The sequence below is a fragment of the Dyadobacter diqingensis genome (genome assembly GCF_024220585.1).
Taxonomy (GTDB): domain Bacteria; phylum Bacteroidota; class Bacteroidia; order Cytophagales; family Spirosomataceae; genus Dyadobacter; species Dyadobacter diqingensis.
This window is the reverse complement of sequence record NZ_JAMXKF010000005.1, coordinates 108,093-133,850: the sequence shown is the minus strand read 5'-3', so window position 1 is coordinate 133,850 and position 25,758 is coordinate 108,093. Positions and strand designations below refer to the sequence as shown.

The 25,758-nt window shown below is 45.2% G+C and carries 13 protein-coding genes; 4 read left to right on the top strand and 9 right to left on the bottom strand.

All coding sequences use genetic code 11. The features are described from left to right. The first annotated feature begins 330 nt into the window (after positions 1-330). Complete coding sequence (locus M1L62_RS15950; protein WP_254560599.1) at positions 331-3,603, top strand: T9SS type A sorting domain-containing protein; 3,273 nt, start codon at positions 331-333, stop codon at positions 3,601-3,603. Positions 3,604-3,697: 94 nt separating this feature from the next. On the opposite strand, the gene M1L62_RS15945 is transcribed toward M1L62_RS15950, so the two are convergent. The 4 genes from M1L62_RS15945 to ubiG form a co-directional block, all read right to left on the bottom strand. Continuing rightward, entirely contained in the window at positions 3,698-6,889 is a 3,192-nt protein-coding gene (locus tag M1L62_RS15945; RefSeq protein ID WP_254560598.1) for a chemotaxis protein CheB, read from the bottom strand. Positions 6,890-6,936: 47 nt separating this feature from the next. Further along, complete coding sequence (locus M1L62_RS29360; protein ID WP_256527709.1) at positions 6,937-7,065, bottom strand: hypothetical protein; 129 nt, start codon at positions 7,063-7,065, stop codon at positions 6,937-6,939. A gap of 267 nt (positions 7,066-7,332) precedes the next feature. Then, a complete protein-coding gene (locus tag M1L62_RS15940; RefSeq protein ID WP_254560597.1) occupies positions 7,333-16,062 on the bottom strand; it encodes a glycoside hydrolase family 94 protein in 8,730 nt (2,909 codons plus the stop codon). Between the two features lie 476 nt (positions 16,063-16,538). Then, positions 16,539-17,339 carry a bifunctional 2-polyprenyl-6-hydroxyphenol methylase/3-demethylubiquinol 3-O-methyltransferase UbiG gene (ubiG, locus tag M1L62_RS15935; RefSeq protein WP_254560596.1) on the bottom strand — a complete coding sequence of 267 codons (801 nt, stop codon included), beginning with the start codon at positions 17,337-17,339 and terminating at the stop codon, positions 16,539-16,541. Between the two features lie 453 nt (positions 17,340-17,792). Between ubiG and M1L62_RS15930 the strand changes: the two genes are divergently transcribed. Then, positions 17,793-18,158, top strand: coding sequence for a DUF1304 domain-containing protein (locus tag M1L62_RS15930; RefSeq protein ID WP_254560595.1), 366 nt, complete (start codon positions 17,793-17,795; stop codon positions 18,156-18,158). Positions 18,159-18,591: 433 nt separating this feature from the next. On the opposite strand, the gene M1L62_RS15925 is transcribed toward M1L62_RS15930, so the two are convergent. The 3 genes from M1L62_RS15925 to M1L62_RS15915 all read right to left on the bottom strand — a co-directional run bounded on the left by M1L62_RS15925 (position 18,592) and on the right by M1L62_RS15915 (position 22,123). After that, entirely contained in the window at positions 18,592-20,214 is a 1,623-nt protein-coding gene (locus tag M1L62_RS15925; protein WP_374760304.1) for an arylsulfatase, read from the bottom strand. Positions 20,215-20,590: 376 nt separating this feature from the next. Continuing rightward, positions 20,591-20,806 (bottom strand): BF3379 family histone-like protein, encoded by a 216-nt coding sequence (locus M1L62_RS15920; RefSeq protein WP_374760303.1) that lies wholly within the window; start codon positions 20,804-20,806, stop codon positions 20,591-20,593. Between the two features lie 231 nt (positions 20,807-21,037). After that, positions 21,038-22,123, bottom strand: a complete 1,086-nt coding sequence (locus M1L62_RS15915; RefSeq protein ID WP_254560593.1) for an NADH:flavin oxidoreductase — start codon at positions 22,121-22,123, stop codon at positions 21,038-21,040. A gap of 139 nt (positions 22,124-22,262) precedes the next feature. On the opposite strand from M1L62_RS15915, the gene M1L62_RS15910 reads away from it, so the two are divergent. Beyond that, positions 22,263-22,598, top strand: coding sequence for a YciI family protein (locus tag M1L62_RS15910; protein ID WP_254560592.1), 336 nt, complete (start codon positions 22,263-22,265; stop codon positions 22,596-22,598). A 5-nt stretch (positions 22,599-22,603) separates the two neighbouring features. Next, positions 22,604-23,860, top strand: coding sequence for an RNA polymerase sigma factor (locus M1L62_RS15905; protein ID WP_254560591.1), 1,257 nt, complete (start codon positions 22,604-22,606; stop codon positions 23,858-23,860). On the opposite strand, the gene M1L62_RS15900 is transcribed toward M1L62_RS15905, so the two are convergent. Further along, positions 23,813-24,694 carry an NAD(P)H-binding protein gene (locus tag M1L62_RS15900; RefSeq protein ID WP_254560590.1) on the bottom strand — a complete coding sequence of 294 codons (882 nt, stop codon included), beginning with the start codon at positions 24,692-24,694 and terminating at the stop codon, positions 23,813-23,815. The two genes, M1L62_RS15905 and M1L62_RS15900, sit on opposite strands and share 48 nt — an antisense overlap. A 100-nt stretch (positions 24,695-24,794) precedes the next feature. Then, the gene (locus M1L62_RS15895; protein ID WP_254560589.1) at positions 24,795-25,691 is read right to left on the bottom strand and encodes an alpha/beta hydrolase; all 897 of its coding nucleotides are present in this window, start codon (positions 25,689-25,691) and stop codon (positions 24,795-24,797) included. Between the last annotated feature and the right edge of the window lie 67 nt (positions 25,692-25,758).

Below are 25,758 nucleotides of genomic sequence, written 5' to 3'. Positions count from 1 at the left end.
AGCATAAAGCAATCCTGTCAAACGAGTGTTTATTGAGCCAAACCCAGACAAATTTCCTGTACGCAGGTTGCTCTTCCCCCTCAATTATTATCGTCTTTTCCCCTTTAAAAGTGCCCGTAAGTTGAAATTTTAAGGTTTATCAAACCTTGTACACCATTTGTACACCTCCTAACACTGGTGTATTAACCTTTTGTATACCTCAAAAAATAGTGGTTGTTTTTGATCCTGCCTAGGTTTGTATCGCCTTCTGCAACACGCTTCCGAAACGGCAGACGGTTAGCAATACCAAAACTTCAATCACTTAATTTTTCAACTTTTTAGCACATTGCCATGAAAAACAATTTACACATTGCCTTCCGGGCAATACTTATTTTTATTGCCTTCGCCGGCTGTTACTCCACCGCTTTCTCACAAAACTGGGACCAGATTATTAAGGCCAACGCGTCAGACCGGAATGACAAAGCAACCGGTGTCAGATCAAAAGATGACGGTTACGGCGCTTCGGTGGCAATCTCCGGTGACTATGCTGTTGTTGGTGCCTGGGAAGAGCAGGAAGATATGGAAGGAGATAATACGCTCAAATCGGCGGGCGCTGCCTATATTCTACATCGTACCGATGGTAAGTGGAAGCAGTTAAAAAAGATTTGCCCTGCCGTACGAAAGGAGCACACCGGTTTCGGCTACTCCGTTGCCATCAACGGAGACTATGTGGTAGTGGGCGCGGCGTTTGAAGATTCTGACCCCACTGCACTCCTAAGTATGCATGATGTAGGAGCCGCCTACGTGTTCAAAAGAGACCGTGGCGGAGAGGATAATTGGGGACAAATCAAGAAACTTATTCCATCTACACCAACTAAAATGGGCCTGTTTGGTTATTCTGTTGCCATTAGCGGCGACTACCTTGTGGTTGGAAGTCCAAGTGAAACAGAGGATCTTAACGGGCCTGGCCAAAAATACCTCGCCGGAGCGGCGTATGTTTTCAAAAACAACGCTGGCGGCACAGAAAACTGGGGCCAGGTAAAAAAGCTTACCATGGTAGAACGTAGAGAATTTGTCGAATACGGTATGTCAGTCGGCATTAGTGGCGATAATATCGTAGTCGGCTGTCCGTTTGAAAACATAAAACTTGCGAACAACGTCGTAAGAGAGGATGCCGGTTCTGTTTTGGTTTACAACAAATTTCAGGGAGGAACTGATAACTGGGGACTGATAAGCACAGTTGTGTCCCCTAACCTGCCAACCTCTTATGGATTTGGTGGGTGTGTAGCCATCAGTGGGAATTATCTGGTTATTGGCCATGATCGGGGATATGGGCTTAGTACGACCATTGAGGCTGCATATATGTTCGAAAAAAATCAGGGTGGTTCAAATAAATGGGGACTGACCAAAACTTTGGCCACTCCTACACACCAAACAGGCGACTATTTTGGAATGTCCCTGGCTATTAGCGGTGAATACGTTATTGTTGGAGCGCTGGGAGATAGTACCACAGGGCAAAATCCTATGCGGGGCTCCGGAGCAGCATATATGTTTAAGCGAGATGAAGGCGGGGCTGGCAACTGGGGACAAATCAAGAAAATTACAGCGTCAATTCCACAAGACAGAGACATATTTGGTGCAAATGTTGCAATTTCCGGTCAGGATATGTTGATCGGTGCGGAGCGACATGACAATGACGAGTCAGAATCTAATCCAGTGAGCCAGGCTGGCGCCGCCTATTTCTTCCAACGCGACAAGGGTGGCAACAACAACTGGGGTTTTGTTAAAAAGAGCATTGCAGAAGACCTTACTCCTGACGACAATTACGGTTATTCGGTCGCTATCAATGGAAATTATGCGGTGGTGGGTTCTCCAAATGAGGACCAGGACCGGTATGGAAGAAATACCTTGCCGGATGCCGGAGCAGCTTACATCCTGTTTAACAACAACGGCAAATGGGTACAGGTCAAAAAACTGACACCGGAATTACGTGGCGCTGGCGATCATTTCGGAACTTCTGTGGCGATTGACGGCTCTTATGTCATCGTTGGAGCACCTGGTCATGACTTTAATACCGAAGGAAACAGGGCCCTCAAAGATGCCGGAGCCGCATATGTTTTCTTTATAGACGCAGGCGAATCAGGAAACTGGGGCCAGGTTGATAAACTCTCCGCGTCAAATCGACAGGCTAATGATCTTTTTGGGACGTCAGTATCCATGAGTGCAGGTATCGCCGTGGTCGGTGCGCCCAACACCGATATGTCCATTGGCGACCAAAACTACGGTTCCGCATATGTATTTGCCAAAGATGCAAACACCCAAAACTGGAACCAGACCAAGGAGTTAATCGCCGAAGCAAGATTTGACAATGCCTATTTCGGAAATTCGGTTGCCGTCAGCGGGAATCATATTATTGTCGGCGCACAAAACGACTACCATAATGCTGCCGGCTCTTTCATCATCAATTCCGGCGCTGCTTATGTCTTTAAAAAAGATGACAAATATCGTAACAACTGGGTTCTGGCCAAAAAGGTATATGCTTCTGTTCCAACCTACAATGACGGTTTCGGTCGTTCCGTATCCATCAGCGGCGATTACGCAATCGTAGGCGCCTATGCTGAATCGGAAAACAGTCTGGATACCGACTACAAACAGTATGCAGGCTCCGCCTACATATTCAAGAAAGATCAGGGAGGTAACGAGAGCTGGGGACAAATCAAAAAGCTGACCGCAGCAGACCGCTCCAAGGAAGACTTGTTTGGCGCATCGGTGTCCATCAACGCGGATTACGCCATCGTAGGTGCCTATCTTGAAGATGAAAACGCAGCTCTTTCAGACACTCGCAACGGATCTGGTTCTGCTTATTTGTTCCACAAAAACATTGGCGGACAGGATAACTGGGGACAGGAGAAAAAAATCACAGCCTATAACCGGCATGCCGGAGATCAGTTCGGGCAGGCCGTGGCTATCAGCGGGCTAAGCGCCATTGCAGGTGCACCATTTGATCAGTTCGATACCGCTGAACAGAATCAATTGGCAGGTGCAGGTTCCGTACACATATTTTCCACGACCATATTTACACAAGTTGACGTCCCCATAAAACTATCCTCCTTTGCAGCCGACAAAGTTGAAAGTCAGGCCAGAATCAGCTGGGAAGTAACTTCGGAGAAAGGACTGGATTATTATCAGGTACAGAAAAGTACCGATTCGCATGAGTGGGCAACAATCGGGGAACTGTCAGCTTCACAGGCAACAGAAAGTGCGGGAGTTCATTCCATGATGGATCTCAAACCCGATGAAGGCCAGAATTTTTACCGGGTAAAAATGGTGCATTCTGATGGCAGTATCGTATACGGGAAAGTCGGGAATCTGGAATTTAAAGAATTGGTAAAAATGGAAGTATATCCTAACCCGGCCGTTGACAGGATTTTTATAAAGGCCAATATGCCAGCCCAGGTGGCATCCGTTCGTATACTCAATACCGCTGGTAAAATAGTAATAAACCAAACTGAGATGACGCCGCAAGGCATAGCCGTTAATCATTTGCCGGCTGGCATTTACCTCGTACAAATTGTAAAAACAGGTGGCGCGATACAAACAGAAAAGATTTTGGTGGCCAGATAAAAACTACATTCAAGTACTGATTATCAATGCCGGTTCGAAATTTCGGATCGGCATTGATGGTTTACTTAACCGGTGAATTTCAGTAAAAAAATCCTTAAACCTTATTCAACACATTATTAAAATGGATAGTAAATTTGCTGCCTTTACCTGGCTCACTTTCTACACTGATTTTACCTCCTGATGCATTTACGATCTTTTTAGCAAGATAAAGGCCAATCCCCTGCCCTTCCACATTGACTTGTAGTCTGGCATACTTGTCGAAAATTTTGTCAATATGATCTCTTTCCATACCAATCCCATTATCCTTTACGGAAAGAATTGTGTTTTCAGCATCTGCTGTCAGACAGATATCGATTACCGGAGGCCTTTCGGACTTATACTTTATACCATTTGAAATCAGATTGAACAGTATGCTTCTGAGATTCTTTCGTGAAAAATCGATTTGTTTAATCTGAAGGTCTCGTCGGATCAGCACATCACTGGCTTTGATTCTGTCGGCCAGGCTCCAAACAATATTATCCAGAATTTCGTCCACATCAACAAGTTCTGTTACCAGTGAATCATTTTCAATTTTGGCCACCACTGCAATTTCACCGATCAGGGATCTGAATTTTTTAATCGATGTATCAATGATCGGCAAAAACTCATCCAGTTCAGCATCACCGGTTTTTATCGCATTCATCACCGAAATACTTGCCTCAATACTTGTCAGGGGTGCCAGCAAATCATGTGAGGCAGTGTGAACAAAATTGTCGAGATCGGCGTTAACGCGCGTCAAAATTTCGTTCTTTTTGTCAAGTTGCTGTTGTGTTATTTTCAGCTCGGTGATATCATTGAATGTAATAATCGCTCCCGTGGTTTTGTTATCCGGCTGCTGGATATACGGCATGGTCATCACCTGATACCAGCGACCATCATTTGCCTCGATCTCGCGGGTGATGACAGAATCTTGCGTCAATATCATCCTGATGTCGTCGGTGATTGTTTCGAACTTAAAATTGGTCGAGATATTACCTATTGGCCGCCCGATATCGCTGTCAAGAAGATTGATCAGCTTAACCGCACCCGGCGAGAACTTCATGATCCTAAGTTCTTTGTCTATAAACAACTGCCCGTTGACATTACTCCTGAAATAGTTATTCAGATCATCATTGAGTTCAAGCAGCTCCTTGTTTTTAAACTGATAGTCGGAATTGATCGTGTGCAGCTCTTCGTTAACCGACTGCATTTCTTCGTTCGTGCTCTGCATCTCTTCATTGGCCGAAAGCAGCTCTTCGTTAAAAGACTGCATATTTTCATTTAGCGAATACAGCTTCTCTCCGGCAGCAATAAGTTTTTCTTTCAGCTCCCTGTTTTCCAATTCGAGGCTTGTCGTATACTTGCTTAGGTAAGTCTGTTCATCGAAAATCTGACCAGCGTCTATCAGGGACCCATTAGGCGTGTCCTCGCTGAAACGTACGACCAAAAAACCATTACGCCGGCCTTTGAAAATCATTGGACTCACAGATAAGGTCACCTTGATAACATCGGAACCCTGCTGGATTTTTATCCCGCTAACCAAAGTGGACTCATTACTAATAGAAACCTCACTTCTGACGGTTTTAAAAGCCACGGCAAGCGGGCCGGGCAACAACTCCGTCAGGTCAGAAGTAAGGATTTTTTGAAGCAGAAATTTGGAAGTGTCCCCATAAGATTTCAGGATCTTTTCATTTTGATCAATGCAAACAATCAGATACCCCAGATCAGTCATCACCGTTTCGCTTACGGCATCACCCAAAGTCCTGTCGATACTCTTGAAGGTATCATCCAGCGGATTTACAAGATCGGATGGCTTCGCATACATAACCCTGGGCAGCGAAAATGACTCAAATCGTACGGCCAGATTCGAATCCAGATTTTTATATATCTTCCATTTTTTACTGACAACTTCGAGGCTCTGTAATATTGGGGAAGGATTTTCGCTTGATCCCAAAAACAGATATCCTTGCTGCCTGAGTCCAAAAAGCAACATCAGATATATCTTCTTTTGCAGCGCCGGCGTCATGTAAATCAATAGGTTCCGGCAGCTGATAAAGTGCATGTTACAATACGGAGGATTTTTAACCAGGTCGTGCTGTGCAAAAATGACCATTTTCCGCAGCTCAGGCCTTACTTTATACCCATTCTCCTCAATCTGAAAAAACCTTTCGAGACGGGCTGTCGAAACATTGGCCATGATCCCTGAATTATAAACACCTCTGCCTGCATGTACCAGCGCCGCGCTGTCAAGATCGGTTGCAAAAATTTTGACGGTATGTTCATTGACCTTCTCCCCCAATTGTTCATACAGCAGCATGGCAAGCGAATAAGCTTCTTCGCCTGTGGCACAGCCTGTGATCCACATACGAATTTCCTGGCGCGGCGACAGGTTTTCGATGATTTCCGGCAGAACCTTCTTTTCAATAATATCAAAAGCTTCACTATCTCTGAAAAATGCAGTGACGCTAATCAAAAAATCTTTGGCAAGTGCTTCCAGTTCAACTGAATTGACCTTCACAAACTGAAGGTAACTTTCGAGGTCTTTAAAACCATGAGAGGCCGCCCTTCTTTTGATCCTTCTCAGGATCGTCGATTGTTTATAATCCGAAAAATCAAGCGGCAACTGGTGGTTGATAAGCTCAATGATTTCCGCTACATGCAGTTCATCATCAATACCCGATACCTGCAAGTCTATCTCTCGTTTTACATAATCTTCAATAACCTCAGGCATGGTTTCAGGTTCAAGAACAAAATCGACCATGCCGGAAGCAATCGCATTGGAAGGCATGCTATGAAATTCGGTAGTTTCCGGGTTTCTCGCAATCACCAGCCCGCCTGCCTTTTTGATGGCCTTAATACCTGCGGTGCCGTCTGAGCCCATTCCTGAAAGAATGACACCGATGGCCTTCGGGCCGAGATCTGCTGCGAGAGAAATGAAGAAAGTATTTATCGTCATGTAAGGAGCCCGTTCATTTTCCTTATCTCTCAAATACAACTTCAGGCCGCGGATCGTCAAAAATTTATCGTTTGGAATAAGATATACCTGATTGTTTACAACCTGCATCCCGTCCTCGGCCTGCTGAACTACCAGCTTGCTATGTTTGGAAAGCAGCTCTACCATTCTGCTCTTAAAATCCGAGGACAAATGCTGGACAATCACATAGGAAACCCCGTCCAGGGGAGTATGATCAAAAAAGTTGGTCAGCTCTTCAAGACTGCCCGCAGACGCGCCTACGGCTATGATATGATGTGGTACTGCTGTGAGCATGGAATGTAAGAAAAATAAATGGACACCATATTAACTACAAGGTAGCCTTAACCAAGGCCATTCCCAGATAAATCATTCATCTGCATCAAATTACTTTGCGCAGCATAGACAGCTAACCGATAAAAAGGCTCCCGACATACCTGAGCAAAGGTTTTATCTTTTTGTGTTTCATCCATTTATACAAGTAATCAAAATAGAACGAATACGATTTCAACCATACATTACATAACCGCCAATATTGTGTACCTTACAGAAACAACAAAATCATGTCGAAAGAAAAAACTGTTCAAAAGGGAGACAAGAAAAAGGCCGAAAAAAATCTGAAAGAAAAACGGGCAGATAAAAAAGCGAAAAAAGGTGGCAAGTCCTACGCAAGTGAATAGATGGTTCTAATAATTCAATAGTAAAACCCCGCATCCAGACATTGGATGTGGGGTTTTTAATTAAATTATTACCGGCAGCTCCGGTTGCAAAACGGCCGGCGATGCAACAAGTCCGATATAGATCGAAACTTGATGCTGCAAACCATCATCGATCAGCATAATTTCATCACCCATCCCGCGTTCGTCGCCGGATTGCCACCACGAGTCAACAATATCATTTAACTGAAAAACAGTAATGTGATACACGGAGCTTTTGAATTTATACTGAATGAACACAGAGGGCCATTCGGCAGGAAAACAAGGGCGAAGTTTAAGCCGGTCGGCCGTACGCTCCATTCCCAAAAATGATCCTGTAATAAACTGGTACATCCAGCCAGCGGATCCCGTATACCAGGTCCACCCTCCCCGCCCCTGATGTGATTCGTTCGCATAGACATCAGCCGCCATCACATATGGTTCCACCTTATAAATCTGTGCAGAAACTGCATCAGAACTGTGATTTAAAGGGTTGATCAATTGAAACAATTCGTAGACCTTTTCCCGTTCGCCCAGAGCTGCAAAACCCATAAGCGCCCAAATCGCAGCGTGCGAATATTGTCCGCCATTCTCTCTCACGCCCGGCACATATCCCTGAATATAACCCGGATTGGGTCCCAACCCGTTAAACGGAGGATCAAGAAGCTGGATCAGTTTTAAGTCCCTTTTTACCAGATGCTCATCCAGGGAAGCCATCGCAGTTATTTTTCTTTCACCACCTGCTGCTTCCGAAAGCACCGACCAGCTTTGAGCTATCGCATCAATCCGGCATTCTACATTCTCTTTCGAGCCCAGCTCAGCACCATCATCAAACCATGCACGTTTGTACCACTTACCATCCCAGGCATTGGCTTCGATATTTTTCTGAATTTTTGTTGCCTGTTGATCACAAAACTGTGCAAAGGCGGCATCGCCAAAAAGATTGGCAACATCTTCAAAACGCTGAAGAACATCAAACAGGAAAAAAGCAAGCCACACACTTTCCCCGACTCCCTTATTTCCGACCTGGTCCATGCCATCATTCCAGTCACCCGAGCCGATAAGCGGCAAACCATGAACGCCCAATTTCAAACCATGTTTTATGGCGCGGACGCAATGCAGATACAAAGTGCCGCTCTGACTGCTGTTCATCGGCAGATCATACAAAGAATCTTCACCCGGATTCAACAGCCGGCTTTCAAGAAATCCAATTTCCTCATTAAGAATTGCCTTGTCTCCCGTGACCTTAACATACCTGGAAACGACAAATGGCAGCCATAACAAATCGTCTGAACAATGCGTGCGAACGCCCCTGCCTTCCGTCGGATGCCACCAGTGTTGCACATCGCCTTCGGTAAACTGCCTGGACGCATTTAAAATGATCTGTTTTCTTGCCAGTTCGGGCGTTGTGTGCAGCAATGCCAGTACATCCTGCAACTGATCTCTGAAACCAAAAGCACCTCCGGACTGATAAAACCCACTTCGGGCAAAAACGCGACAGGCCAGTGTCTGATAAACGAGCCAGCCGTTGGCCAGTATGTTAAGAGAATTGTCGGGTGTGGCAATCCTGACGGCGCCTAAAATTTCGTCCCAGTATTCTTTAACATCCTGAACCGAATTCTTAATTGCATCAATATCCGAAAACTGCCGGATCAGCGTTTGTGCAGCGAAGCTGTTTTCCGCATTACCGATCCTGAAAATAACTTCCGTTTCTTCACCATCCGTCACGTCGATACTTACCTGGATTGCCGCACAGGGATCCATGGCGGCTCCGGTTTTATTGGATAACTTCTTGCGGTACATCGCCTGAGGATCTTTCAAATTGCGGTTTCGGCCGATAAATTCAGAGCGGTCCGTAGTAAAGCTCTGATACACGCCGTCCACCTGAAAAAATGTTACCCGTTCAGCAAAAGCAGTATTGTATCGGTTTCTGATCAGTAAAGCGCCGCTCTCAGCATCGTGTTCAGAGACAATATGCATACCGGTTTTTGAATGTACATCCCCTAAAATCATTTGTAAAAAACCCGTAACAGATAACTTGCGGTCCCTTCCGGATTCATTTTTTATCCTGATCGCAACAAATTTCACCGGTGACTCTTTGTCTACCGACACATGCATTTCCGAGAAAACACCTTGTTCACGATGTTCGAACGTGGAATAACCAAAACCATGCGTAGTGATGTACGGCGTATTTCCAATGGCCGGAAAAGATGAAGGCGACCAAAAACTGCCGGTTTCTTCATCCCGGATATAAAAAGCTTCGCCGCCCATATCACTGACGGGGTCATTGCTCCATGGCGTAAGCCTGTACTCATGAGCATTCATTGCCCAGCTATACGCCGAACCACTTTCGGAAACGACCGTGCCAAAATCCTGATTGGCTATCACGTTGACCCACGGTGCGGGCGTTGTACCCTGCTTATCCGTAATAATCTTGTAGGATTTTCCGTCCGGAGTGAAACCGCCGGTACCGTTATTGTACAAAAGATCGTCGGGTAAAGTCATGGTCTGCTGTGCCAATGGCAATATCCAGGGTTTTACGACAAGCAATGGCGGCAACACATTTGTCTGATAATGCCGGTTTACCTGTTCGGATAAGGTTCCCTTATTGTCATGGATTATGATTCTGGATACACTTTCAAAAAGTGTCCGGTCTTCCGCCGAAAGCTGATCAGCCGATTTGACAAAAATATTGCCGGGCGTATTGTATAAAACACTGCCATTCTCGGCAGATATCAGCCCAAGTATCTGTTCCTGCAAAACCTGACGATAAGAACCGTAATCCTCATTCCAGATCACCAGATCTACTGCCAGCCCTTTTAACCGCCAATAGGCATGCGCCTGAACCATTTGTCTGACGAGATCAACACTTTCAGGATCGTAGATATGTAACAGAACAATAGGCAAATCACCGGAAATGGAATGGCTCCACAAACCGGATTGCCCCCTGAAATTACCGGAAATTACAGCCGCATCAGCTCTCAAACCCGGATTATGGTAAATGATTGATGAAGCCATCCGGTCGTATAACTGTGCATCGGCTTCCTGCACATTTATCTGACGAAGTAATACCTGACTATGAGTCCATGAAAGCTCAAAAGCACGTTTTTTCAAATGCCTGTCCCTGTATTTATGTATCAGATTTTCACAATCCGCTTTGGTAACTCCCATCCCGTAAATCATATCAATCGTCGCCGTCTGACCCGGTTTGATGGTTATTCTGTGACGAATGGCCACAATCGGATCAAGTACAGAACCCTGATTTCCAGAAAGTGTGTCCACGTCCATCGCCTGCGGATGAGCCAGTGTTTTTCCTCTGCCAATAAATTCCATCCGGTCTGTTTCATAGGAAACCTCTTCCGAAGTAGCTCCGTGTATGTCCATCATGTGAAACATCCATGGCGGCAGCTCATCTTTGGAGCGGGCTCGTCTGGTACATATTACAGCCTTGTATTCAGGAATAATTTCTGTTTGGACAAACAGATTGCTGAATGATGCATGAGCCTCATCGGAAGCCTGACTCGCCAGAACGATTTCGGCATAACTTGTTATTTGCAAAACCCTGATAAACTGAGTCTTGTTTGTAATCCGCACCCTTCTCATCTCCGTATCATCTTCGGGAGAAATCACAATATCGGTTTTGGTAAAAAAACCATGGTCATAACGGGCAAATTCTGCATGTCCAAGCGAAAAAACGGCTTCGTATCCTTCACAAGGAAGTAACGTCGGCTGATGCGTATTGGACCAGAAATTTCCGCTGTTCAGATCTTTTATGTAACAAAATATGCCTTTTTCATCCCGGGTAGTATCTTCACGCCACCGTGTAACGGCAATATCTTTCCAGCGGCTGTAACCACCACCGGAATTTGTCACCATCACCTGATAACGGCCATTGCTCAGCAGCTGTATTTCCGGTATTGGCGTATTGGCTGTGGCAATGCTCCTTACCTGCACATCAGCTGACGCCCGGGTCGTTTCGACAAGATCGGCCGTATGAGCGTAAAATACCGTTGCTCTTGGAATCCGTTCCTGAAGAAGTAATAAAGTTGCCTGAAAACGAAGCTCGGAAACAAAACGCTGCTGCATCGGTTTATTGAGCAGAAGATAAGCCAGTGACAAAAATCCCATCCCCTGGTGATGCACCATGAAAGAATAAAGTATACTGTTTGTTTTTCCCCTCGGCAGCCGGCTTGCAGTGAAATCAATGGCTTCATAAAATCCATAATCACCTTCAAAACCCTCTCTGGCAAGCAATTGAAGGTTTGCGCTTGCTTTGGCGGGCGAAACCATTAATGCCAGCATCGAGGCATAAGGGGCTATGACAAGATCTTCCTCCAACCCGCGCTTCAATCCAAGACCCGGAACACCGAAAGCCCTGTATTGATAGTTCATACTGGCATCTACCATGTTGTAGGCCGACTCCGAAATCCCCCATGGAATACCCCTTGATCCGGCATAATCAATCTGCCGTTTTACGGTGGCCTTGTTGGTTTGATATAGCAAGGTATTTTCATAGGCCGGCATGACCAGCTGCGGCATCAGATATTCAAACATCGATCCACTCCATGAAAGCAATATCGGATCCCCGCCCGAATTGGTCAGCAAACGGCCCAGTGCAAACCAGCTTTCCTGCGGCAATTTGCCCTGGGCAATACCTGCAAAAATCCCAAGCCTGGCCTCTGAGGCCAGCAGATCATAGAAACTATCGTCTTTTCTCTGTTCATCCACATTGTATCCGATCCTGAGCAGGCTCGTGGATTTATCAAACAAAAAATCATACTCAACCGTGCTAAGCTGCTCACAATGTTCGGCAAGCTCTTCAACCAGTAAAATCCTTTCACCAGCCAGTTTCCCGGCGGCCTCGACATGGGTTCGGAGCTGCATCAGGCATGTTTTGTTCTCACTGTCCGAGTCGTGTTCGTAGGCGTCGATATAACCACGGAGCACGCCTGGCAATTGCTGAATCTGATTAAGTGAAGGTATGAGACTGATTTGTTTCAACTCCTCAAATTGATTCGGAACGGGTAATAACTCAAGCCAGGGCGTCAATTGATCTAAATCATCCTGAATGCTGGTTATCTGGGCTGAAAGATTATTGATCCACCTGTAAACATTTGTTTCATTCGTACCTTTACCCAAACGAAGTTCTGCTACCAGAGCCGTCAGCTCATCAATGCGGTCCTTGACAAGAAGCAAAGAGTCGTTATCGACGGCAGCCATATCCAGTACCTGCACGATTTTTTCCAGCACATGTACATTTTCCGCTTTGGAAAAATCACAAATGATCGCCACGGTCGTTCTTAGTCCTTGATAACTTTTTTTGCTAAAAACCGGTTCATAAGGCAACGATAAGAGCCCCTGTTTCAACGTAAGCAAATGTCCGACAAGATTCCCGCTGTCCACCGTGGAAACGTAACGCGGTTTCATTGCCAACAATGTAAGCGTATCATACCAGTTGAAAAAATGGCCCTGATATCTTTCCAGCCTTAGCATCGACTGCATTGCATTGTTCGATCTGGAAAGAAGCTCGCCGCCACCGATATAACCAAAATCATAGGCCGTTAGATTGGCAAGCAAAGCCAGGCCCAGATTTGTCGGAGAAGTACGATGCGCAATCACCGCGACCGGCTCCTGCTGAAAGTTATCCGGCGGCAGCCAGTTTTCTTTTTCTGTGACAAACTGCTCAAAATAAGTCCATGTTTTGCGGGCCGTTTTGTGCAGGAATAATATCTGATCTGCCGGCAGTTCAAGGCTCTCTTCTTTTTCGGGCTTACTTAATCCCCATGAAATCGCAGGGGCAAATAGCCACAAAATCAGCATCGGAGATGCCACAAGTAATGCCTGCGGATTGTTATAGCCTAAAAACCCGATGCATAAAACAGATACAAACGGGGCGATCCACATCGTTTGATAAGCCTGACCGATATTATTGGCTGCATTTTGCGACACGGTAGCAGACGGTGTCCATTCCAACAGTTTTTTACCGGTAATGATCATCCGCCAGTTCGTCCAGAATACAGCATCGGAATAATTATAGGCCTCATAGGGCAACACCGCAATCCCGAAAATAAACCGGAGCAGAATATCCCGAACAGATGTCCCTACTTCCGCCAAATGAACTTTCAGGGTTAAATCAATAGGTTTGTTAACCAGTTGCCAGCCCGCAGCGGTCAGCACTGGCAGCAGAATGATGATCGTGACGGCAAGTGTCCACAACCATGGGAAAGGCAAAAGCGACCAACCCATCAGCAACAACAGCATGAGGGAAAGCGGAAGCAGGCTTCGGCGGATGTTGTCGAATATTTTCCACCGCGACAATAAAGAGAGTTTGTTAAGCCTCAACCGCCCATCGCTATCAGTCACGAAGGGAAGCATCCAGGCCCCAATCTGCCAGTCGCCACGAATCCACCGATGGTGTCTTTTTACATCCGCACCATATTGCGTCGGATTTTCTTCATACAAAAGCACATCACTCAGCAAGCCAGACCGGGTATAACAGCCTTCCAGCAAATCATGACTAAGGATACGGTTTTCCTGAAATACGTGATTGACCGCCTCTTCGAAAATGTCAACGTCATAAATGCCTTTTCCAATAAATGATCCTTCCCCAAAAAGATCCTGATAAACGTCGGAGGAAACCCGCGTGTAGGGATCTATACCAGCTACGTCACCCTGTAAACGCGCATAAAGTGAAGTCGCATTTTTAGGCATTGCAGAAGCCAGTCGAGGCTGCAAAATCCCGTAACCTTCCGTTACCCGTCTTTTTACGGGATCATATACCGCCTGGTTCAGCGGATGCGCCATCGCGGCAATAAACTTCCAAACCGCTTCCCGGGGCAATTGGGTATCCGAATCCAGTGTGATCACATATTTCACCTGCATCAGCACTTCATATCTGCCGGAGATCAAAGAAAATGCCTCTTTGCCTTTTCCTCTTAAAAGCGTATTCAGCGCGGCTAACTTTCCACGTTTACGCTCATAACCCATCCATTTCTGCTCGGTATTATTCCAGGTTCTGGGGCGATGAAAAAGAAAGAAAATATCCTCCTGCGGATTTTTATATTTATCGTTTATAGCTTCAATCCGCGCCTTTGCAAATTGTAATAATTCCTGATCCTCCGGTTTTGTTTCGGTATCAGAATCAAGAAAGTCTGTCAACAAACCAAAATGAAGGTTCGCCTCCTTATTGGCCAGAAATCGGATTTCCAATGCTTCAACCAACTCTTCAATATAGTCTCTGGATGAAATCATGGTTGGGATGACAACCAGCGTACGACAGGCGGCGGGAATTCCGTCAGAGAAATCCATCCTGGGCAGCAGTTTAGGCCGGACCCAGATCGTAGAAAACCAATTGACCAGCGAAACCGCCAGCTGGGCGGAGCCGGAAACAGATAACAATGCGACCAGTGATAGCACCCATTTGTTATCCGTTCCGTGACTATAAGCCAGATAAAAAAGCCCCGCCGCCATGGATATCGATAACAAAGCAATTGATGACAAATAAATAGCAACTGGCACGGATCGAACCATACGGACCAATTTTTTACCAACAGAATAATTCATACTGACCGCCAATTCCGTCTGAGATAACCCTTTGTCAACAAGGTAATAACCGACATGCCTGTATTTTTGGCCTGATTGTCCTGCCTCTGTATTTTTTTCGGTTAACCCGATAACCTTCCTTGCCACCTCTGTTTCCGACAAAGCAGAGGATTTGGAAATTGATTCCACCACGTGACGGTACCTGTCGCGGGTCGCAAAGTCCATGAGCGGATAAGTGCCGGCGGTATCTTGTCTTAAAATCTGCTCCACACTGCTGAGTGCTTCTACAAAATCCCGCCAGTCGGTTGCACCCAAAAATCTTAACGTTCCAATGCTATTACGAACCGACACCTGATCGGTTGCCTGTTTCTGATTTTCCTGCCTGACCAAATCATTGCTGCTGATACCGGTGGCCGACAATTGTTGTTCCATCCAACTCAGCGGCAAAGCCAGCGCAGGCCCCTTTCCTTGTAGCTTCCGGGTAAAACCAGCCACAAACGGACTCACCAGCACGGGCTTTGTTCGCGCCATATCAGCAATAGCCAGAATCAGATTCTCCGGTTCCTCCTTCACTGTTTCGATCATCTTGTCCGCCCAAAAATCCGCCAGGTTATGGTCAACCATATCCAGCGCAATCTTTCCGCAAACCCTTCTAAGATTTTCGATTACAGCCAAACGTAACATGATGGGAATCGCCCACAACTCGCCCAAAGTAAGGATGGTGCTCGCCTGATAGGCAGCGACAAAACTGCTCAGGCTTTTTACGTCAACACGTCCGTCGCTATGGGAAATAATTTCAAGTACAATGTCATACACCCTTGGCATACCCGTCGAAATACCTTCCGAGAGGCAGGGCAATCCCTCACTATAACCTTTGGGTAAGTGTTTTCTGGCATTGACAACCTGTTCTTCAATCAGATAAAAATTATCAAGCAGCCATTCTGCACCAGGGGTTACCGTTTTACCGGACCGGATACTTTCTGAAAGCACATTACGAACTTCCAGTAGCGTTTTTTCATTGTCGTCGAGCCTTTTTAACAGCCGGTCGGCCGTCTTGATTTTCGATAATTTATGAGACCTCGCCACAATTCCGCCATGGCGATCCATCTGCTCGGAGCTGTACAATTCTGACCGGATGGGTTCCTCAAAATCAAAACGCAGTGCCTTATCTCCCTGAAATCTTATACGTAAACGTGATAAAATATCGAAAACTGTCGTCGTTGCAACTTTCATAGAAACAGTCTTTAAAATGCTGACCGATCCAGACAACCGCTAACCAGTTTCATGCAATTTTATAACCGCTCTGTTTAAGGCCAGAAAAGAGAATAATTGTTGTTTCGAAGTATGGGGATCCTTTAAGGAAAAAACCAGACAGGGATTCGTTTTTAAACCCTGAAAATTCGACCTGCACAGTGATTAAGTTGCAAAAATGCCTGGCGAGACCACCCGTATAAAAACGGATGATTTGGTCGGAAGAAAATATCTTCATCTGGTCGGTAAAATACCAATTGTTGTAAGATACAAAATTGGCAGGAATAATTCAACAGTTAAGAGAAGTATAAAAGACAGCAAATCAAATTACAACCGTAGCATTTCGATTAACGTAATGTTATCGCCTCCGTATAATATTCAAGGCATAGTAAGTTTTTACCTAGCCACAAACCAGTGGATTTGCAGGTATACATAAGTGTGTTAGCTGACAGTTCCAGCTATTTTTTTATCGCATAACCCGCATAAAGAATATTCATATCCTTACTCCCAACCAGTACAAAGTTCTTTCCCAGATCGGCATAAGTCCATTCCCCTTTGGTTCGTTTTCTCAGATAGCGGAGCATTGTCGGAATAGAAACGTTGGGCTCTGATCCATGATGTTCTTTCCAATCGAAACCGTTTTTCGATAACAGGTGCTTTATTTCTTCCGGCTTGATAAACATTTTCCAGACATGAAGATTCGGCGGCATAAATGCCCATCTCTTCCATTCCTGCCATATTTTTATAGCAACAAGCTTGCTGATAAAAGTCCGGTTAAGTGTGTCGTAGATAAAAATCCCGCCGGGTTTAAGCACTCTTGAAATTTCGAAAATCACCTTGGGCAAGTCACTCACATGCTCCAAAACATCACAGCAAAATACAAAGTCAAACGAATGATCCTGATATGGGAGCTGTTCCCCTGTTCCTTTTTGATAAGTGATGGCAAGCCCTCCTTCCTTTGCATGATTGGCAGCCGTATGCAGCGATTCGTCAGAGGGGTCGATGCCCGTAGTCGTAAATCCCATTTTACAAATTTCCTCTGTCAGTATTCCTCCTCCGCATCCAACTTCGAGCGCTGTCTTACCGGTTGGATCGATGTCGAGTTTTTTTAAAACATTCATGGCAAAACCCACCCGCCAGGGGTTCACAGAAGTTTTCAGGATATGCAAAACAGTATCCGGTTTCCACCAGATGTCGGTTTTTGCATTGTAAAGGTCATTGTCAATTTTGTTATAGATTTCCTGCGTTATCTTTTCCATTTTATCTCATAGATTAGATTTTACCTGACAATCATTTTTGTAAGTAAATGGCCGGCCAAAAGAAATATTAACTAAACCGGCTGCCTGATCCTTTAACAAATTGTCTGGTAACTGATAAGAGATCCGGCTGATGGCATATTCCCGCTTCATTCCGATGATCGTCAATTGACCTCCAACGAAATGCTACATCAAAATAGCAAACAAAATCTGAATTAAAATAGCCGTAGAACAACTTATCCTGAATGAATAATCATCTGATTAACAGCAACATTCATTTCTATTCGCCCGACAAATTTATCGAAGCTCAACAACGGTCATCTCCTGATACAGGCGTACAACAAAATGTAAACCTTTATCCTGAAAAGAATTGTGTAAAAATTAAGCAAACCGATTCGGGAACCGGAGCTACGGCAGATACCTTTTTTTTGTATCTTCCCAACAAAAACCAGATTTATGCAAACACTCGCTTCGATTCTTGTAGGCCTTGTCGCCCTGGAACACCTCTACATTATGTACATCGAAATGTTTGCCTGGGAAACCAAAGGCAAGGAAACTTTCAAAGGCTCGCTCGCTCCTGAGCTTTTTAAACCCACAAAAACACTGGCTGCCAATCAGGGGCTTTACAACGGTTTCCTGGCTGCCGGACTTATATGGAGCTTCTTTATTACCGACCATCACTGGTCATTTTATGTCGCGATTTTCTTCCTGACCTGTATCATCGTAGCAGGACTCTATGGGGCTGCAACGGCAAGCAGGAAAATATTTTTCGTGCAGGCCCTGCCCGCACTTGTAGCGCTGGTGGTTTTGCATCTACGTTAGGCTGATTTTTTACAACAGGTTGACCGGAATAATTCCTATGAAACCATTGGCTTATGGCGTTAAAGACGTCTTGTTTCTTCTTCTCGGATGTATAACCGGATGTTACCTGTTGGTAATACTAAGTCGGTGGCTATTTCCACCTGGTCCGATCTCCGTGTACGAGATTTTCTGGGGTGTGATCTTTTTCGTCTTTTTTTGTATCATACTAATACGCATGACTTGGGATATGAAAATCACGGTCTGGGTGCTTCTCCGTATCCTGTTTTTGTGTGCCGCAATACCCTGTTTAATCTCCTATATGTTTTCTCATTTGTAAAATGTCGCTGATGATTCGCTTCCCCGGCAGCAAAATCATTGGTTAAAAACGTTGGTTTGACCGACTCACTGAGGAGCGGGTCAAACCAACTATTATCCCTTATAAAACAGCGCTATTTTATTTGTCGGAACTCGCTTCTTTTTTTGCCTTATCATAGTCATAAAACCACTTAAAGGTTTTCTCAAAAGGCTCCGCACCCACTTTTTTGTACCAGGCGTCGTACTCAGCTTCAAGTTTCTTTGCTACTTCGGGCAGTTTTCCGGATAAGTCATGTAGTTCTGTCCGGTCTTTTTCAATGTCATAAAGCTGCCATTTTTCAGTCTTTTCCGCAACGAGTTTATACTTTCCGTCACGAATAGCCCGGTTACCTTCATGTTCCCAGAAGATCGGATTTTTCCTTCCTATCGGTTTGCCTGTAAATGCAGGTTTCAGACTTGTGCCTTCCAGCGGCTGGATTTTATTACCCTCAAATGTTTCAGGATATTTTGCTCCACCCAAATCAACGAGTGTCGCCATGATATCGGTGATGTGTGCAGGCTGCTTTTCAAATTTTCCGTTTCTGGAAACCGGAATTCCGTTGGGCCAGGAAATAATCCCGGGAGAAGAAACGCCACCCTCATGCGTATGATGTTTATAAGCCCAAAAAGGTGTACAGGCAGCTTCTGCCCAACCCTGACCAATAAATACCGTTGAAAGTGCCGAACCAGGTGTTTCACCTTCGAAACGACCTTCCAGTCCCGGCTCCGCATTACCTCCGTTATCAGAAACAAACAAAATTACGGTGTCATCAAACACGCCTCTTTTTTTCAAACCTGCCACCAAATCACCCACGCTTTTATCCAGACGGTATATTACGGCTGCGTATATCGCCATCATGTGATCATACTTTTCCTGCTCTTCCTTACTCAGGCTTTCCCATTTTGGAATGTTTGGATTAGCCGGAGGCAATTTCCACGACGGATCCACCAGGCCAAGTTTGATCTGCTTTTCATAACGTTCCTGCCGCAGTTTCTCCCATCCTTTCAGGTATTTGCCTTTGAATTTGTCAATATCTTCCTTCGGAGCCTGCAATGGAAAATGCGGCGCATTATGTGCCAGATAAAGCAGGAACGGTTTTTTCTCGTCAATGGCTTCGTCAATGAACCTTAAACCATAGTCGGTCCATAAGTCCGTAGAATACCAATTCCGCGGAAGCTTTTCTGAGTCATTCGGCAGCTCTTTTCCATTGAGAAATAACTTCGCATTTTTCCCTTCGCCATAATAAAAACCGCCGGCGGGCGCGTGAAGGGATCTGTTAAATCCGCGGTTGGAAGGATAAACGCCATGCTGATGCCCTACATGCCATTTTCCCGTCATCGCGGTGAAATACCCGGCTGTATTCATTACCTCCGCAATGGTAACACTGTTGTGATTCAACTGTCCGCGATAGGCCGGATGAGCCGCGCCCTGATCCTCCATCATGTGCCCAATGCCAGCCTGATGACTATACACACCCGTCAGCAAGGCCGCACGGGTCGGACAGCAGCGGGCAGTGTTATAAAAACTTGTTAACCTGACGCCGTTCTGAGCCAGTTTATCGAGATTAGGCGTCGGAATTTCGCTGCCATAACAACCCAGATCAGCGTATCCAAGATCATCGGCAAGGATCACGATGACATTTGGCTTTTTCTGCGCGAAAAGGCCATAAGAGGTCAGCAACGCCGCAGCGAGCATTAAAGAAGTAGTAATTTTGAATTTCACCAGCATTTAGTTTTAAAAATTATCATAGATTTCTTCCGGGGTATCTAGCGTGTGGAAAATTCTTCATTTACGCAAAACGGAACGCGCTGAGAATATTAAATCTTCTTGCTGGTGGTAACAAGAAAAATAACTCTATTTAATATATAGACAAAGTAAATTATTAAATAGTACTTTACCAAAAGGCTTTTATGCTTTTTTACAAATTTGAAAACGGGGTGCTGTGGAAATAAAGGGTGAGAAAGAAAGTTGGCAAAACCCGATTCTTGCTCCTTAGAACAAATAAGCGATTATTACGCCCATCAGTCGGAAAATAAAAAAGTGCAGCCCCGCGTGTTTTACAATAGGGCTGCACTTAAAAGTTAACTATTTACGAGCGTTACTGTGCTTTTTTCTCAGTAACCTCTGTTCTTATCTCCTGCGCAAGAACTTTGAATTGCTGCATGGCATTACGCACTCTTGTTCCTGCTGCTTTGTTTCCCTTGTCGTAAAATGCCGTAAAATCTGTCTCAACTGATTCAAGTAACTGCTTTAACTGGCTGAATTTTTCCATGGTAATGGTTTTAAGTTTTGTTGTTATAAATGAACTGATCATGTAATTAAAGGTAAATAAACACATTTCTTTTAACAATACACTATCAGTAAACTTACTATCGGGGTTGAAAACACAGGAAATTTTCAGCTCCGAATATCGCAAACAAACTGAGATTCAATCGGCAAGAATCAACTTTTGAAGTTGATAACAGTTACAATTCAGATTTATTTTTTATGTCATTAAGCCAGTCCATGCCGCCATTTTCTTCAACCGGCCGGCGGACGTTTTGGTCTAAACCAAACTGTAAAGGGCCTCCTGATTAAAACCCAGCAATTCTTCCATTCGATTTTCCCTTATCTTTTGAACCCAGTGCGGATCAGCCAATAGAGACCGGCCGACGGCGACAAGATCAAATTCGTTGTTATCCATCCGCCGGACGAGTTCGTCCAGGGAAGCAGCTGCTGAATTTTCGCCGCGGTACAAACTGGTAATATCCTTTTGCAATCCAACCGAACCCACCGTGATTGTGGCCTTACCCGTTATCTTTTTTGCCCAACCTGCAAAATTCAGATCCGAGCCTGCAAATTCAGGTTTCCAGAAATATCGCGTCGAGCAGTGGAAAATATCAATTCCAGCATCTGCCAGCGGCGTCAGCCAGGCCTCAGCTTCTTTGGGAGTTTTGGCAAGCTGGCTGTTGTAATCTGAAAACCGCCATTGTGATAACCTGATCATTAACGTAAACTGCTCCCCTACTTGTCTGCGTATTTCTTTTATAATTTCTACGGCAAATCTGGTGCGTTCCGCCAGATTTTTTCCTCCCCAGAGGTCCTCTCTCCAATTCGTATCCGGCCAGAAAAACTGGTCGATCAGATAACCGTGCGCGCCCTGAACTTCCACGCAGTTAAAACCCATACGCTTCGAGTCAAGTGCCGCACGGCCAAATGCACCGATCGTATCTGCAATATCAGCGTCGCTCATCCTTCTGCCATTGCCAATACCCGAAGGGCCTTCAAAAGAAGTGCCGGGAAGCCACCCCGAAGCATGATTTTCCTGTATACCGCCGTGCCATAACTGTGGCGCCATTTGACCACCCGCGTCATGAACCCCATCGAGCACTTTCTGCCAGCCGGCAAGCGCTGCCTGACCGAAAAAATGAGGTACATTAGGATCATTTGCGGACGAAGGCCGGTCGATCACCGTACCTTCCGAAATGATTAATCCGACCTCCCCCTCGGCACGCTTCCGGTAATAGAGGGCAACGTCGTCGGCTGGCACGCCATTCGGAGCGCAGGCCCTTGTCATAGGCGACATCACAAAGCGATTTCTGGTATGCAGGGATTTTAAATAAAATGGTTTAAAGAGGTTGTCGGTGTTCATCTTTGTCATAATTTTAGTTTGACCGGATGACGACTGACGCTCAAAAACGGGGACAGAAAAATTATCGCAGATAAAAAATATCATTTTTGTCCCCGTTACAATCCTTCGGTCGTCATGAGGAAAAACAATATTTAAAATCATGAAAGAATTCGTATTAATTTTCAGACTCAATAATCAAACTGAGTTAAAAACAACCCCTGAGCAGATTCAGGAGCGAATGAACTGGCTTGCAGGCATCGCCGCTCAAAACAAGTTAGCCGATAAGGGTAACACGTTATCCAATGAAAGTGCCAAAACAGTACACGCAGACAACGTGGTAACGGACGGGCCCTACACCGAAATCAAGGAGTTTATCAGTGGTTATGTTATTGTAAAAACTGAAACCATAGACGAAGCCGTGGAGCTGGCCAAGGCCAACCCTATTTTTAAAATGGGCGGAAATATTGAAGTCAGGGAAATTTTACAACGCAAGTAAAAACAATGAAGTCGGCCGATGAAAAGTTAAATCATGTTTTACCCCAACTATTCCGGTTGGAATATACCAAAATGACGGCAGTGCTTTGCCGTCATTTTGGATTGAAACAACTTGAAATCGCGGAAGACATTGTTAGCGAGACGTTTTTGAAAGCCACCGAGACCTGGAATTCAAAGGGACTTCCCGAAAACCCGACGGCCTGGCTTTATACCGTAGCTAAAAATAAGACCAAAGATTACCTGAAACGAACTTCAATTTTTGAAAACCGTGTTAAAGAGGCTATCAATGAGGACGCGTTTCAGCCAGCATCCGACTTCGATTTCTCCAAAGAGACCATTACCGACAGTCAGCTTGCGATGATATTTGCGGTTTGTTCACCTGCCAATTCGAAGGAAGCACAAATCTGTCTTGCACTGCAAATTCTTTGTGGTTTCAGCGTGGATGAAATCGCCGCCGCTTTCCTTTCTAATGCTGAAACCATCAAAAAACGATTGCTGCGCGCCCGGACAGCCTTGCGCAAAAATTATTTTGAGATTAGCCAACTGGAAAAACCCGCCGTCACGGCAAGACTTGATACCGTGCTGAGGACGTTATATCTGCTTTTCAATGAAGGTTATTTTTCTAAATTCAATAACCAGCTGATCAGGAAAGACCTTTGCTCGGAAGCGATGCGGTTAACCCTTTTGCTGACAGAAAACCCACTGACCGACAGTCGCCAGGCGGACGCATTACTTGCGCTGATGTGTTATCAAAGCTCCCGGTTCCACGCCCGGTCTGATGATACAGGCGAAACAATTCTGTATGACCAACAGGACAAAACCTTGTGGAACCAGGAACTTATCGAACGGGGCCATCATTATCTGGTCAATGCATGTTCCGGTGAGCAAATTTCAAAATACCATCTGGAAGCCGGCATTGCTTACTGGCACACCACCACGACAGCCCCAGATAAGTGGCAACACATCTTTGATCTTTATAACCAACTGATCCTGATTGAATATTCCCCCATGACGGCACTGAACCGGACTTTCGCATTCGCCAAAGTGTATGGAACTGAGGTTGCTATCAAAGAAGCAGAGAACCTCGGACTCGAAAAAAACAGCTATTACCATGCACTGTTGGGTTATCTGTACAGTGAAACGGCTGTTCAAAAAGCCATTTTTCATTATCAGCAAGCGATAAGTCTGACAAAATCCAAAGCTGAAAAGCGCACATTATCCCGGGCAATTACCAGTCTCGAACGCAGCATCCCTTCCATCTGACTGTTCCAAAACCCATACGTTGCTCGCAAGTGTTTCTTTTACATATTCTGTAAAATCCTTCGGTTTCCTGCCCAAAGCCTCCTCTATTCCATGGACTGTATACGCATTCCGGCCGTCGAGCACTTCTGTAAACAAATAAGAAATTAACCCAATGATCTCTTCCGGAACCTGGTATTCCCTCAACTGTGCAGTGTAAACATTTAAAGGAAGATCAACATACTGAATGGTACGGTTTGTTGCCTGCGCAATCTCAGCAATTGCTTCTTTGAAGGTCAATAGACGCGGACCGGTAACTTCATAACACTTGAAATCATGTCCTTCCTCTATGAGTGAAGCCACAACCACATCAGCAATATCATCCGCATCCACAAAAGGTTCTTTCACTTCCGCTACGGGCAATGCGACATATCCGGCCTGAATAGGTTCCAGAAAATAGCTTTCACTAAAATTCTGACTGAACCAGCTGGCTCTGACAATTGTCCATTTCAAACCACTGTCGATAACGATCTGTTCACATCGCTGCGCTTCCGGTTCTCCCCTGCCCGACAGAAGCACCAGCTTCTGAACGCCCGCCTTTGCTGCCTGTTTAACAAAAGCGGCAATTGATTCTTCCGATCCCTCGACGGCGAGATCTGGTTGAAAGGTAATGTAAACGCTTGAAATACCTTCCAGTGCATTCTCCCATGTACTTTTGTCTTCCCAATCGAATTTCGGTTCGGCAGTGCGTGATCCCCTTCTTACGGACAACTTTAAAGCTTCCATTTTCTTTGTAACCCGGCTGCCTGTTTTACCATTAGCTCCTAAGACGAGCGTTGTTTTTGCGTTATTTTCCATAGCTTTTTTTCTTCAAAACTATCGCCCTGAAAAACGAAAAAATAGAACAAAACCGACACGTTACAAAAATGAAGAAGTTGACATAACCTCCACCTGGCTTTCAAAACCCGTTTTCAGTTAACCAGCTTTTGCACAATTCAAACCAGCGCGTGCCGGTTTTCAAATCATGCAGCCCAAAGCCATGACCGCCAGATTGTACAAGATGCATTTCCGTTTTCACACCAGCTTTTAATAACGCATCGAAAAACAGGGTGCTATTCTTTGCGGGAATCACATCGTCATCAAGCGCATGGATCAGGAAGGTCGGAGGAGTTTGGGCTGTGATATGTTTTTCTGTACTGTAAAAATTAAGCTCACTGGCAGAAGGTTTCTTCCCAATCAGATTTTCTCTCGTTCTTGGGACTGCCGGGTCATAAATAGTTACCGGATAAAGCAGGATCATAAAATCCGGACGGACTCTTATCCCTTTTTTATTTTCTATCACCACCCGGTTGAATTGCGTTCCCGCTGTTGAGACCAGATGCCCGCCAGCCGAAAGCCCCATCATGCCAACTTTATCTGGATCGACTCCCCATTCTTTCGACCTTTCTCTTATAATCTTTATCGCTGTTTGCGCATCCTGCAAAGGGCCAACGGATTTGTTTTGCATGATCTGATCGCTTGGCAAACGGTATTTCAGCACAAAGGCAGCGATACCTGTTTCTGCAAATGCTTTGGCAATCTCCACACATTTTTTTGGTGACAATACAAAATAACCGCCACCCGGACAGATGATCACCGAAGTTCCGGTTGACATTTTCTTGTCGGGAAAATACGCGCTCAGTGTCGGGAAAGTCACTTTACTGACCAGGCCTGCGCTATCGGTTTCTTCTGCATATCCGGATGGTGGTATTTTGGAACCAGGGATACCATTTTCATAAAGTGGTATAATCTGGTTCTGGGCATTGGTCCGCTGAAAGATCAGCATCAACGATAGTGTCAGGATAAGGTGTTTCAACGGTTCCGGTTATTTTGGATTGATACTACCGGTGAAACTACAATCATCAAAAATAAGATGGTGTACA